We start from the raw sequence: 13,042 nt of genomic DNA, 5'->3' as shown, positions 1-13,042 counted from the left end.
ATTGACTACAATTGCTACAACACCTGTTCACTCGACACAAGGTGAATTGTGGATAACCTGGGTCAGGATTGCGGGAAGTCGTTGGAAAAGAGATGAATAAACCTGTTATGGCTTCCCCGGCCTCTGTGGATAACCTGTTCTTACAAATATGGAGTGATCATGACACCGCATGTGATGAAACGAGATGGCTGTAAAGTGCCATTCAAATCAGAGCGCATTAAGGAAGCCATTCTACGTGCAGCTAAAGCAGCGGGAGTCGATGACGCAGATTACTGTGCCACCGTCGCAGAAGTCGTTAGCAGCCAAATGAACGCACGCAGTCAGGTGGATATTAACGAGATCCAAACTGCGGTTGAAAACCAACTGATGTCCGGCCCGTACAAACAGCTTGCCCGCGCCTACATCGAATACCGTCACGATCGCGACATTCAGCGTGAAAAGCGTGGTCGTCTGAACCAGGAAATTCGCGGCCTGGTAGAGCAAACTAACTCCGCGTTGCTCAATGAAAACGCCAACAAAGACAGTAAAGTCATTCCCACCCAGCGCGATTTGCTGGCCGGGATTGTCGCCAAACACTATGCCCGCCAGCACCTGTTGCCGCGTGACGTAGTACAAGCGCATGAGCGCGGCGATATCCACTATCACGATCTCGACTATTCGCCGTTCTTCCCGATGTTCAACTGTATGTTGATCGACCTGAAAGGCATGTTGACCCAGGGCTTTAAGATGGGTAACGCCGAGATCGAACCGCCGAAATCAATCTCTACCGCCACTGCCGTTACCGCGCAGATTATCGCGCAGGTCGCCAGCCATATTTATGGCGGCACCACCATTAACCGTATCGACGAAGTGCTGGCGCCGTTTGTCACCGAAAGCTATAACAAGCACCGCAAAACCGCCGATGAGTGGCAGATCCCGGATGCCGAAGGGTATGCGCGTTCTCGCACCGAAAAAGAGTGCTACGACGCGTTCCAGTCGCTGGAATACGAAGTTAACACGCTGCACACCGCTAACGGCCAGACGCCTTTCGTGACCTTTGGTTTTGGCCTCGGCACCAGTTGGGAGTCGCGTCTGATCCAGGCGTCTATTTTGCGTAACCGTATCGCCGGTCTGGGTAAAAATCGCAAAACCGCCGTGTTCCCGAAACTGGTCTTCGCTATCCGCGACGGCTTGAACCACAAGTTTGGCGATCCGAACTACGACATTAAACAACTGGCGCTGGAGTGCGCGAGCAAGCGCATGTATCCGGACATCCTCAACTACGATCAGGTGGTCAAAGTCACCGGTTCGTTCAAAACGCCAATGGGCTGCCGCAGCTTCCTCGGCGTGTGGGAGAACGAAAACGGCGAGCAGATCCACGACGGGCGTAACAACCTGGGCGTGATTAGCCTTAACCTGCCGCGCATCGCGCTGGAAGCAAAAGGCGACGAAACCGCATTCTGGAAACTGCTGGATGAACGTCTGGCGCTGGCGCGGAAGGCGCTGATGACCCGTATCGCCCGCCTTGAAGGCGTGAAAGCCCGCGTCGCGCCTATCCTGTATATGGAAGGCGCCTGCGGCGTGCGGCTGAAAGCGGACGACGACGTGTCTGAAATCTTTAAAAATGGTCGTGCGTCCATCTCTCTGGGCTACATTGGTATCCATGAAACCATTAACGCGCTGTTCGGCGGCGAGCACCTGTACGACAGCGAGCAGCTTCGCGCTAAAGGCATCGCGATTGTGGAGCGTCTGCGCCAGGCCGTGGATCAGTGGAAAGAAGAGACCGGCTACGGCTTTAGCCTGTACAGCACGCCAAGCGAAAACCTCTGTGACCGCTTCTGCCGTCTGGATACCGCCGAGTTCGGCGTGGTGCCGGGCGTAACCGATAAAGGTTACTACACCAACAGCTTCCACCTCGACGTGGAGAAGAAGGTCAACCCGTACGACAAAATCGATTTCGAAGCACCGTATCCGCCGCTGGCGAACGGGGGTTTCATTTGCTACGGCGAATACCCGAACATTCAGCACAACCTGAAAGCGCTGGAAGATGTCTGGGATTACAGCTATCAGCATGTACCGTATTACGGCACCAACACGCCGATCGATGAATGCTACGAGTGCGGCTTTACCGGCGAGTTCGAATGTACCAGTAAAGGTTTCACCTGCCCGAAATGCGGCAACCACGACGCCGCGCGCGTCTCGGTCACCCGCCGCGTGTGCGGTTATTTAGGCAGCCCGGACGCACGCCCATTTAACGCCGGTAAGCAGGAAGAAGTGAAGCGCCGCGTGAAGCATTTAGGCAATGGGCAGATCGGTTAATTTCCGTTTGCAAAGACCGTAGGCCTGATAAGACGCAATCGCGTCGTCATCAGGCATCACAATGTTGCCGGATGCGGTGCAAGCACCTTATCCGGCCTACATGCTTTCTGGACACCCGCTATGCGCTACCATCAATACTATCCCGTAGACATCGTTAACGGCCCCGGCACCCGCTGCACCCTGTTTGTGTCAGGGTGCGTGCACGAATGCCCTGGCTGCTATAACAAAAGCACCTGGCGGCTCAATTCCGGCCAGCCGTTTACCAAAGAGGTGGAAGATAAGATCATTGCCGATCTGAACGACACGCGCATTCACCGTCAGGGGATCTCGCTGTCGGGCGGCGATCCGCTGCATCCGCAAAACGTACCGGATATCCTGGCACTGGTACAACGCATCCACGCGGAGTGCCCGGGGAAAGATATCTGGGTGTGGACCGGCTACAAGCTCGATGAACTCAACGCCGCGCAGATGCAGGTGGTCGATCTCATCAACGTGCTGGTCGATGGCAAATTTGTGCAGGATCTGAAAGACCCGGCGCTTATCTGGCGCGGTAGCAGCAACCAGGTAGTGCATCATTTGCGTTGATCGCTAAAGCCGTTTGTTTGCATCGTGATAGACGGCTGAATGTTCTCGCTTGCCGACCGCGACAACAAACACAATCACAACGTCATCCCGAACCTGGTACACCAGACGATAACCGGACGATTTAAGCTTAATTTTATAGCAGTCAGGAAGATCGTTTAAACGGGCAGAGTCGATTCTGGGGTTCAATAGCACATCAGCCAACTTTTTCTTAAGCTGAGCCTTCACCGTATCGCCCAGCTTATGCCACTCTTTTAAGGCCCTCGGGTCGAATTCCAGTTCATAAGTCATCCAGACTAACCTTGATTCCCTTTTGCGGACTAGACAGCCTCTCCCGAACTGTCTGAATCAGTGCATCTTCACTGTCGCTAAGAGTGACGGTTTTCACTGGCATGCGCCCCGTTTCCGCGACGTACTGGAACAGTAATCGCACGGCTTCCGTTGGAGTAATGTTCAGTTTTTCCAGCACGGCATAAGCCTCATTTTTGAGTTTGTCATCCAGACGGACGTTCAGCGTGGCCATTATGCCTCCAGTAGAATCGAATGTGTAATGCAGTTTAGCATTACATTCGCATTACATCGAATTCTGGATAACGCCTCTCAAAAACGACTCACGCACTCCATCGCGACCGTTTTAAATTGCGTAAAATTCTGACATGCGCAGAGGCGCGTCATGGCGCGTTCGCGCAGGAAAGTGACGAAAATATCGTAGATGGCCATCGCCTCTTCATACTCACTTTTGCTGATGGCGAGTAAAAAAATAACGTGCGCCGTTTCGTCACCCCAGGCAATCCCCTGTGGCGCGAGTACCGTATAAACCACCGTTTTCTTCGCCAGCAGCCCCAGCGCGTGTGGCAAGGCAATCCCGTCGCCTAATAACGTACTGACGATAGCTTCACGTTCAATAACCGAATCGAGAAACGCCGCATCAACAAAGCCTTCCTCGTGCAACTGATCGCACAGCGTTTTAAACAGCGTCTGTTGATCTATTTCCCCCTCCACGATGCGAAAATGCGAGGCATCGAAATATTTATCCAGCATCCACGGACGGGTTCTGTCCACCAGCACCAGCTTACCGATCTGCTCCAATTGATAGTCGGTAGGAAAGGGGGCGATCATGATAACCGGTTTATCTTTTTCGCCGATCCGCGCCGTGGAAATCACAAAATCCTCCACAATACTGTCCCGCGCCTCATAGTCGCGTAGTGTCAGAGTGCGGGCAATCTCAATCTGCGGGTATTTCCGCGCCAGTACCGCTTCAATCATCCGCACCATCGCATTACCAGCATCGCACACCAGCAGTACCTGCGGCTGCCGCTGGTAGCCAATGTTGTAACTACGTTCCAGCCCAACGCCAATATGCAGCACCAGAAAACCGATTTCGTTTTCGCTAATGGTATACGGCGTGTATTTTCCCCAACTCGATATCGCCGCCAACGTCATATCCCACGCCATCGGATAGTGCTGCTTAATATTTTCCAGTAGTGGGTTGGGGATCATGATCTGGTAGCGCACGCGGGTGATCATCGTTTTGATGTGGGTCAGCAAGTCCGCGTGGAGCTGTTTATCATTCAACAGGTTATAGTTGTACTGGGTATTAATAAAATTGAGGATATAGCGCACCAGCGCCTCTTCATCATCGGCATTAATGGCGCTGGGGGCAATTTCCTGTACCTGGCGGGCGGCAATATGCACCTTCAGCCAGCTTACTTCCGGCTCCGACAGCGGCTTGTCGGCCAGCTGTTGTAGTAGCTCCGCAATCTCATGCGCCGCATGGCGCACCTTTTCATCGACCTCCTCCGCCACGCATTCCGATAACGGATACCCCTCGCGAATACGCCGTACCGCCACCGCGCAGTATAAACGCAGAAACAGCTCGCCCTCATCGGTCAGGCGGATTTGACAATGAGAGAAAATATCCGGTAAAAGAGACTGCAGCCGTTGAGACACCTCGGTGTTCAGCGTGGTACTAACAATTAACGGATGGGAGGGCTCCTGCTGCGCCAGCGTCCATAAAAGGTCGGTCAGACAGGCGCGAATCGCCATCTCTCCGCCAAACAATTTCATGCCATGACGCGGACGCGTTTCCAGCGTCAGATGATAACGCAGCAAATGCTCGCGTACGTCCGCCATGTCGTTCTGCAGCGTCGCACGGCTGACAAACCATTCATCTGCCAAATCCTCCAGCTTCAGCGAGAAGGCGGAGGTTAAAAAACGCGCCAGCAAGTAGTGTATCCGCTCCTGGCTGGTGCGCGGACCGCGCGCCAGCGTGGGAGATTGCTGCGTTTGCAGGGATTGATAACGTGCCGGATCATCAATTTTGAGCTGATACCCGTTGCCGCGGCTGAGAGTAAATTGCGCGCCATGCGGCGTCAGCAACATGTTCAGCGCGGCGATATCCGCCCGAACAGTACGCGTGGAGACCGACAACCGCTGCGCCAGCTCGTCCTGCGGCAGCGTCTCGTTTTGCAGCATCGCAAATAGCTGCGCTAAACGTTGGTTGGGGAATCGCACGTCTCTCTCCTCATGATTAGCCGACACGCGACCGGACGATAGCGAGTAACTGACGCACATCGTCCGCACGGGTGTTGCCGCTCACCTTATCAATAATCGAACTATAAATGTGAGGAATGATTTTGCTTACACCTGCATCAAGGGCGATGTGCAGAATCTCGGCGAAGTTTTCCAGATCGATACCGCCCGTCGGTTCCAGCCAGAAATCATGGCGGGCGCAGGCGTCAGCCACCGCTTTATACTCGTCGCGACAGGTGAGTCCTCCCATCGGAAAGTATTTAACAGAGCTGCCGCCCATGTCTTTGAGTAGCGCAATCGCCGTTTCTATGGGTACGATGCCGTCCGGCGCGCGGCTGCTTAGCGGGCCGGTGGAAATTTTCACCAGCCCCGGCGTGCCGGTCGGCGAGACAAGACCGTTCACCACCGTCTCATTTTGCCCCAGCAGCGCCCGGCTGGCCCCTACGCCGGTAAACACCTGGTTGACATGCTGCGGCTGTACCTGACGCGAGATTTCGCTCACCATCGCCGACTGGTTAGGATCGCCTGCCCCCAGTCCGACGGAGAGCGCATTATCGATAAGCGCCGCATATTCACGCATATCCGTGACTGCGCTTGCCACATCCGGATAGTTTTTGGAGAGCACGCCAACCAGCACATGACCTTCCGCCGCCGCGTAGATTTCCCGGGCGTTATCTTTCGAACCGGCCAGTACGTTCAGGCAAACGCGATCGCGGTAAAAGTTAGGGGTTAGTTTCATGCTTTTTTCTCCTGATTAATCACCTCGCCAATACGACGCGCCACAATCGCTAACTGCGCGCGATCGACGCTGCGGACATCCGCTTCAATAATCCCTTCGTTGGCTTTGTATCCGCGAAAGTAAATCGCGTATTCCCCTTGCTTCAGCGCGTCTACCAGTTCGCCTGTGGCGATGCCGGTAACGGCTTCATCAAACTTAATTTCCGTGCGCGCGATGTCGCGTCCGGCGCTGTCCCACACCACGCGGGCGCTGACGCCGTTAAACGTGTTCAACGTGTCGATAAAGGGCGCCATTTTTTCTACCATCTCCGCGCCGCTCTCTTTTTGCGCCCGCAGGTACAATTCAATGGCGCAGGTCAGGCCAACAATTCCCTCTTTGCCGACCTTCATCGCCCGGCCTATGCCCGCTGACTGACGTTTTACCCACTCAACATACTGCGTTTTACCAATCACCAGCCCGCTGGTCGGCCCTTCAATCGCTTTCGCGCCGCTATAGATAACGAGATCTGCGCCCACGCGGTAGTAGCACTGCAAATCTTCTTCCGCCGCCGCGTCCACAATCAGCGGGAGATTATGCGTGCGCGCCACCACCGCAGCCTGCTCCACGCTGAGCATACTTTTCTGCACGCAGTGGTGAGATTTGATATAGAGAATAGCCGCCGTGCGCGGCGTAATGGCCGCCGCCAACTGCGCGGCGGAACATTCGTTGGCGTAACCGGCTTCCACCAGTTTGCCGCCGCCCAGCGCCACCATCGTTCCCACCGGCGCGCCAAAGTTGACGTTGTGGCCCTTTGGCAGGACGATTTCGTTATTTTCAATCGGTGTAACGTGCAGGTTTTCCAGCAGCCAGTCGCTGTCCTGAACCAGGACCGCGGCAACCGACTGGGCAAGGCCCGCACTGGCGCAGGAGACTACCGTCGCCCCTTCCACTTCCAACAATTTCGCAATGTACTCACCGGTTTTATTCACCAGATCTTTCATCTCGAAATACTGATTCATTCCGGCCATCGCCGCGTCTATCACTTCCGGGCGCGGCGTAGAGACACCGAGCGCCGTCATACGTCCGGAGGCGTTAATCACCTGTTTTAATTGATACTTCTCAAAAATCGAAGGCATGTTCCGCGCTCCCTTGTTCGGTCATATAGCCCTTGCCTGCGCGTATCGCGGCAAGCGGCGTCAGCAATTCTTCAGCCTGTAAGCTGTCGTTTTCCGCGTCTACCAACACGGCGGGCTGGCGTTTAAGCGTAAAGAGGGTCAGGTCGGCATCCAGACCCGGCTGAAGACGCCCTTTGGTTTTCAGATTCAGGCTATCGGCGGCATTGGCCGTCACGCACGCAATGACCTGCGGCAGCGACATGCCGATGGCGAGGAATTTCGACATCACATTAGCCAGCGAATGCACCGGGCCATTGATGCGGTTACGGCAGTAGATATCGGAACTGATGGTATGCGGTAAAATCCCCAGGCTAATAGCGCGTTTCGCCACCGCAAAGCTCAGGCTGGCGGTACCATGCCCGACGTCCAGACGCACGCCGCGCGCCAGCGCTCGTGTCACCGAGGCGCGCAGCTCGCCTTCCGGCGTCAGAATACGGTTCGGCTTACCGTTGTAACAGTGGGTAATGATATCGCCCGCCGTCAGACGCTCCGCGATTTCGTCCAGATCCGGCGGGTTATTGCCAATATGCACCATCAGCGGCAGGTTGCCGTTTTCTTGCTGCATGGCTTTAGCGCGTTCCAGCGGCGTGATGCCGTTAACGCCTACTACGCTGCTGCTCATCCGCGCCTTGAGGCCGACGATAAAATCCGGGTGGCGTTTTACCGCCTGCCGGACCGCATCGGCGTCAATATTGGCCATGTTAGCCAGTTCATTCTGAGCTATCAGCCCGACGCGGGAAATATTCAGCAGCGCATAAACGTCAGTGGTCGCCTGACGCGTCAGAGCATAGAAATCATCAATGTCGTCTGCGCCAGTGCTACCGGCATCCACCACTGTGGTAACGCCAGTGGCAATACCCACGCTGTCCGGTTCGTCGTGATAAATCGGTGATGTCGGGTAGCAGTGAACGTGAGAATCAATCCAACCCGCACTAACGTAACACTCGCCGCGCAGGTCAATGGTTTTCAGCGCCGGACCATCAACGTCACCCAACGCCGCGATTTTGCCATCTTGCAGGGCAATATTAGTCAGCGTGTCATCGACCAGACGCGCATGGCGCAGGAGTAAATCAAACATCGTTCTCTCCTTTGCCGGATGGCGGCGCAACCGCCTTATCCGGCCTACAAATCAACAGTTAGCTAATCGCAATCGGGAAGATGGAACCGAGGATCATCGCGCCTAAAATCGCGCCGCCGGTAATCGGCTTCTGCCAGATATAAAACAGCAGCGCGCCCACCAGAGAGCCCAGACCAATGGGAATCGATGCCGTCATGGCGCTGAGGATAATCAACGGCCCCAGAAAACGGCCTGAAGTGTTACCGGCCCCCATCATGACGTCCGCCCCGTACGTGGAGTCGCTCTGATTAATGGTGAACTTACGCGCCAGAATAATGATGTAGCCAATCGCCAGGCCAATCACCAGACCGGTTATCAGCGAAGCGATAAAGTTCGCCACCGGGAAGACAAAGCCAGCCCCCAGCAGTAACGCCGGAACCCCTAAGCCCACGCCGGTCTGAATTGCCCCGCCGATATCCAGAATTCCGACCAGCGAACCTTCGATAATGCGGGCAAATAAAAAGCTGGCGCCGAAAGCGGCGACCGCGCCGTAGACGCCGGTATCCATCCCCGCTTTCAACATCGCCACAAAAGCGACTTCGTTAAATGCGCCGATACCGTACAGATAGTACATATGCGTCCCGGCGAAAACGCCGGAGGAGAGCAGGCCAACAAAGATCGGGAACGACCAGTCGGCATACCAAAAACCTTTATTCTCTTCCATTGTGGCCTCCGTTATTTGCCGCTGAGCGAGTTGTGGATCAGTTCAAGCCAGTTCGGTACCGTCATGTTGAAAGACTCGATCATTTTCATGTCGAAGCCGCGGAAGAAGCCGCTCAACACAAACAGCAAAACGATGGCGACCATCATCACTTTGGTGACATGGTTCCAGCCGCTCTCTTCTACGCCTTTACCGATCAAAATACCCAGCACCAGCCCCGGTACGGCGTTCCCCATGATGAGCTGCGCCGCGCCGCCGAAAACGGTGGCCCAGAAGCCCGATTTTTTACCAGCGTCGATCGCCGCTAACCAGAAGATCACAGGCATGACGATGTTGACCAGCAGGTTTGCCGCCGGTACCAGCACCTTAACCGCCGTCACCTGTAGCGCCTCTGGCACGGATGAGGCGGTCAGGTTAAGGAACGTTACGACAATCATGCCGATGACGGCGCAGGCGATCGCCATTTTTTTCGGGTCGTGCAGCGTCTCGCCGACGTTACGGTTTTTGATCATTAGCGCCGCCGCGCCCCAGTTAGGGATGATGCGGTGATCGACATCCTGGGTGAACGATCCGGCCGCCACAGACGACGCCCAGGCGTTAAAGAAGAAACCCAGCCCAAAGGAGAAGTGAGATGCCGGGTCGCCTTCACAAGAGTTGAGTTCGCCCAACGTACGGAACGCGCCCATCCCCTGCGTGGTTGGCGCGTGAAACATGCGTGCAGCCCCAGCGCCCACCCCTACGCCGACCAGCGCGCCGATAATGAGCGATTTAATTAGTATTATCAGGAACATAACTATGCCTTTTTAATAAAAATCAGCGTTTCGCGACGAAATCCACCCTGTCGAGATTGATGGCGGTCACGTTGACGGTCACATCCAGCTCCACGCTGTAAGTGCGTCGTTCCCGGCGCAAAAAGAAAAACAGAAAGGCCTCTTTACGCACCGACTCATGCGCCTGAACAATCCGCACATCCTGTGGCTCAATACGCAGTAAGATATACGGCGACTCTCTCATCACCGCCGACTGAACATGGTTCAGCGCATCGGCAAAGGCGCGTGCTTTGGCGTCGCCCTTGCCTTTTACTCTCACCGTGGTGGTGAATTGCTCTTTCATCATCAGGCGCCGTATTTCTTTTGCCACGCCTGCACCAGGCGCTCGCCGAGCTCTTCTTTATCCATAAAGCCGAAACCCAACACGTTGCAGCCTTCATTAATAGCGGTGACGCCTTCATCCACTGACCGCATGCCATATTTGGCTTTGTAGCCATGCTTGTTTTGCGCGGTGATAGCACCCGCGCCGCCGCTGCCGCAAAATGAAATGCCGAAAGTGGCGTTTTCCGCTTTCATCACATCGCCCAGCTTCATGTCTGCCGCGACGCCCGGTACGACGACCGCGCGACCGCCCGCTTTTTCCACGCCTGCCGCCACTTTCTGGCCTTTACCCAGGCGATCGCCAATCACGACGGTAATCTGTTCCATTTTTTGCTCCTTAGAGGTTGTCTTTCGCGACTTCAAAATGTACCGATAATAGCCAGGCTTCTTCGTCAGGAAGGTTGCCAAACGCCGCCACGATTTCGCGGGCGAGCGCCATTGATTCGGCTGAGATTTCATCAAACAAGCTGGCATCGACTTCCGGTAAAGGCTCGCCGGTAATTGACCGGTGCGCCATCGCGCGAACGTGCGAGGTCAGCATTTGCGTCTGTACCGCATTGGGGACAATGTGATGCCGCCCCAGCAGGCCATCCACCTGCGTTAACACCTGTTCAGCCAGTTCGTTAATTCGCTCACCAGCATCGTGTTTTACTGCTCCGTTATCCACGCGTCTCACCCCGTTAATGGCAATGAGATAAAACTAGCGGTAAGGGTTAAAAGTTTGTAGCGAGTTATTTTCCACCTCGAAGTGGAAACGCGAGTGGGATAGGTGATCTGCACCACAGAAAAGGCGGCATTAATGAATTATCGCCGGGAAAGTGTGAGATCTATCGCGGCATAAAGAGGAAATGGCGAAACAATGACGTTGTCGTATAAAGTGAGAAAGTGTGATGGGTATTACAGTTTGCCGGATGGCGACCTGCGGATAAAGCGAAGCCGCCATCCCACAAAAATTAACGATACTTCTTATGATACGTATTGCGGGTGGTTTTTAGCGCTTCCGCCGCCGCTTTCGCTTCTTTAACGTTACCTTCGTTCGCCAGCTTCAGCGCGCCATCAATTTGGCCGACCAGAATGTCAAAACCGTGACGAAAATCCTTCATTTCCGGGCTATCCGGCGCTTTATCTTCCAGCTTTGGCGGCGTAGCTTTTTGAGCATCCAGCGCGGCCGCGCGCATTTTGGTTAATGCCGCTTTCAGTTCAGGGGCACTATCCGTTTTCTCAACAACTTTCAGGTTATCATTGAGAATATCCATATTATCTTCAAGATCGGCAGCAAAAACAGCCGAACCGAATACCAGCGATGACACAGCAAGAATAGCTAACAGGCTTTTACGCATTGCTCACTTCCTTTTTTATTATTAACGATAAGTGTAATACCCTGAATAATTCGAGTTGCAGGCAGCCAACGCGCCTGCAGCCTGAAGTATGACGGGTATTATTGTCCAGCGATTTTCATCTCCGGTAACAATACCGAACCACACTGTATATTACTGCGCGTTTCAATATCATCACCCACGGTGACAATATTACGCCACATCTCTTTTAAATTACCGGCAATGGTAATTTCACTTACCGGGTACTGGATTTCACCATTTTCAACCCAGAATCCCGCAGCGCCGCGGGAGTAGTCGCCGGTAATACCGCTGACGCCCTGGCCCATCAGTTCCGTCACCACCAGGCCGGTGCCCATCTCTTTTAGCAATTGCTCAAAGTTCAGCCCCTGCCCGGCGATACGCCAGTTATGAATGCCGCCGGCATGACCGGTACTTTTCAGCCCCAGTTTGCGGGCGGAATAGTTGGTCAGCAACCATTGCGTCAGTACGCCATCCTTCACAATATCCCGGCGCTCCGTACGCACGCCTTCGCTGTCGAACGGTGAAGACGCCAGCCCTTTTAGCAGATGCGGGTGTTCTTCGATGGTTAACCATTCCGGCAGAATTTGTTTGCCCAGCGAGTCGAGCAGAAAAGTGGATTTACGGTATACCGCGCCGCCGGCAATCGCCCCGACCAGATGACCAAATAGCCCTGTCGCCACTTCATTGGCGAAAATGACCGGCGCTTTCATGGTGGAGAGCTTGCGCGGCGACAGGCGGGATAAGGTACGGCGCGCGCACTCGGCCCCGACCCATTCCGGCGCTTGCAGATCCGCCATTGCCCGACCGATGGTGTAAGCGTAATCACGCTCCATATCGCCGTTCTCTTCGGCGATGACGCAGCTTGAGAGCGAATGGCGCGTGGAGCAATATCCCTGCAACATGCCGTGGCTGTTGCCGAACACTTTAATGCCGTAATGGCTGTTAAAACTACCGCCTTCGGTATTGGTGATGCGTTTATCCGCCTTTAGAGAAGCCTGTTCCGCACGCGCGGCCAGTTCAATGGCTTCGTCTGGCGTAACCTCTGCCGGGTGGAACAAGTCCAGATCCGGCGCGTCAAACGCCAGCAGTTCTTTGTCCGCCACGCCTGCGCACGGGTCAGGCGACGTGTAACGCGCGATATCCAGCGCGGCCTGCACGGTACGGGCAATCGCCTGCGGGCTTAAATCCGTCGAAGAGGCGCTGCCTTTGCGGTTCTGGTGATACACCGTAATGCCCAGCGCGCCGTCGCTATTAAATTCGACATTCTCTACTTCACCATAACGGGTGCTGACGCTAATGCCGGTGGTCTTGCTGACGGCGACTTCCGCCCCATCCGATTTGCCTGAGGCTAACTCCAGCGCTGTCGAAACTGCTTCTTCCAGAATCTTACGCTGCGCTTCAACTTGTGAGATTACTTTCATTGCAAATGCCATAATGTAGAGAGAGTTTC

The 13,042-nt window shown here is 54.8% G+C and carries 15 protein-coding genes; 2 read left to right on the top strand and 13 right to left on the bottom strand.

The window, feature by feature from the left end; genetic code table 11:
- Positions 1-159 precede the first annotated feature (159 nt).
- Both nrdD and nrdG read left to right on the top strand, forming a co-directional pair.
- Positions 160-2,298, top strand: a complete 2,139-nt coding sequence (nrdD, locus tag EOS97_RS12800) for an anaerobic ribonucleoside-triphosphate reductase (RefSeq protein WP_000187821.1) — start codon at positions 160-162, stop codon at positions 2,296-2,298.
- A 120-nt stretch (positions 2,299-2,418) separates the two neighbouring features.
- Complete coding sequence (gene nrdG, locus EOS97_RS12795; protein WP_001268863.1) at positions 2,419-2,883, top strand: anaerobic ribonucleoside-triphosphate reductase-activating protein; 465 nt, start codon at positions 2,419-2,421, stop codon at positions 2,881-2,883.
- A 3-nt stretch (positions 2,884-2,886) separates the two neighbouring features.
- Here nrdG and EOS97_RS12790 read toward each other — a convergent pair whose 3' ends face one another.
- The 13 genes from EOS97_RS12790 to pmbA all read right to left on the bottom strand — a co-directional run bounded on the left by EOS97_RS12790 (position 2,887) and on the right by pmbA (position 13,025).
- On the bottom strand, positions 2,887-3,171 hold the full coding sequence (locus EOS97_RS12790) for a type II toxin-antitoxin system RelE/ParE family toxin (protein ID WP_000220577.1): 285 nt from the start codon (positions 3,169-3,171) through the stop codon (positions 2,887-2,889).
- Positions 3,161-3,403, bottom strand: a complete 243-nt coding sequence (locus EOS97_RS12785) for a type II toxin-antitoxin system RelB/DinJ family antitoxin (RefSeq protein ID WP_000212724.1) — start codon at positions 3,401-3,403, stop codon at positions 3,161-3,163. The genes EOS97_RS12790 and EOS97_RS12785 overlap by 11 nt, the downstream gene beginning before the upstream one ends.
- A gap of 77 nt (positions 3,404-3,480) precedes the next feature.
- A complete protein-coding gene (locus EOS97_RS12780; protein WP_001212145.1) occupies positions 3,481-5,394 on the bottom strand; it encodes a BglG family transcription antiterminator in 1,914 nt (637 codons plus the stop codon).
- Positions 5,395-5,410: 16 nt separating this feature from the next.
- Complete coding sequence (locus tag EOS97_RS12775) at positions 5,411-6,151, bottom strand: KDGP aldolase family protein (RefSeq protein WP_000779267.1); 741 nt, start codon at positions 6,149-6,151, stop codon at positions 5,411-5,413.
- On the bottom strand, positions 6,148-7,266 hold the full coding sequence (locus EOS97_RS12770) for a DgaE family pyridoxal phosphate-dependent ammonia lyase (protein ID WP_001139181.1): 1,119 nt from the start codon (positions 7,264-7,266) through the stop codon (positions 6,148-6,150). The genes EOS97_RS12775 and EOS97_RS12770 overlap by 4 nt, the downstream gene beginning before the upstream one ends.
- Positions 7,250-8,383, bottom strand: coding sequence for an amidohydrolase/deacetylase family metallohydrolase (locus EOS97_RS12765; RefSeq protein WP_000459941.1), 1,134 nt, complete (start codon positions 8,381-8,383; stop codon positions 7,250-7,252). The genes EOS97_RS12770 and EOS97_RS12765 overlap by 17 nt, the downstream gene beginning before the upstream one ends.
- 58 nt (positions 8,384-8,441) lie before the next feature.
- The gene (locus EOS97_RS12760; protein ID WP_000392127.1) at positions 8,442-9,086 is read right to left on the bottom strand and encodes a DUF4310 family protein; all 645 of its coding nucleotides are present in this window, start codon (positions 9,084-9,086) and stop codon (positions 8,442-8,444) included.
- Positions 9,087-9,097: 11 nt separating this feature from the next.
- Positions 9,098-9,874 carry a DUF4311 domain-containing protein gene (locus EOS97_RS12755; protein WP_000478578.1) on the bottom strand — a complete coding sequence of 259 codons (777 nt, stop codon included), beginning with the start codon at positions 9,872-9,874 and terminating at the stop codon, positions 9,098-9,100.
- A gap of 22 nt (positions 9,875-9,896) precedes the next feature.
- The gene (locus EOS97_RS12750) at positions 9,897-10,199 is read right to left on the bottom strand and encodes a DUF4312 family protein (protein WP_000975187.1); all 303 of its coding nucleotides are present in this window, start codon (positions 10,197-10,199) and stop codon (positions 9,897-9,899) included.
- On the bottom strand, positions 10,199-10,561 hold the full coding sequence (locus EOS97_RS12745) for an SFCGS family glycine-rich protein (protein WP_000435389.1): 363 nt from the start codon (positions 10,559-10,561) through the stop codon (positions 10,199-10,201). Before EOS97_RS12745 ends, EOS97_RS12750 begins: the two co-directional genes overlap by 1 nt.
- Positions 10,562-10,571: 10 nt before the next feature.
- A complete protein-coding gene (locus EOS97_RS12740) occupies positions 10,572-10,910 on the bottom strand; it encodes a glycine dehydrogenase (protein WP_001255103.1) in 339 nt (112 codons plus the stop codon).
- Between the two features lie 277 nt (positions 10,911-11,187).
- Complete coding sequence (gene cybC, locus EOS97_RS12735; protein WP_001232231.1) at positions 11,188-11,574, bottom strand: cytochrome b562; 387 nt, start codon at positions 11,572-11,574, stop codon at positions 11,188-11,190.
- Between the two features lie 98 nt (positions 11,575-11,672).
- A complete protein-coding gene (gene pmbA, locus EOS97_RS12730; RefSeq protein WP_000852994.1) occupies positions 11,673-13,025 on the bottom strand; it encodes a metalloprotease PmbA in 1,353 nt (450 codons plus the stop codon).
- Positions 13,026-13,042 lie beyond the last annotated feature (17 nt).

The sequence above is a fragment of the Salmonella sp. SSDFZ54 genome (assembly GCF_004010735.1).
In the GTDB taxonomy this organism is placed as follows: domain Bacteria; phylum Pseudomonadota; class Gammaproteobacteria; order Enterobacterales; family Enterobacteriaceae; genus Salmonella; species Salmonella enterica.
This window is presented reverse-complemented; position numbering and strand designations above follow the sequence as displayed.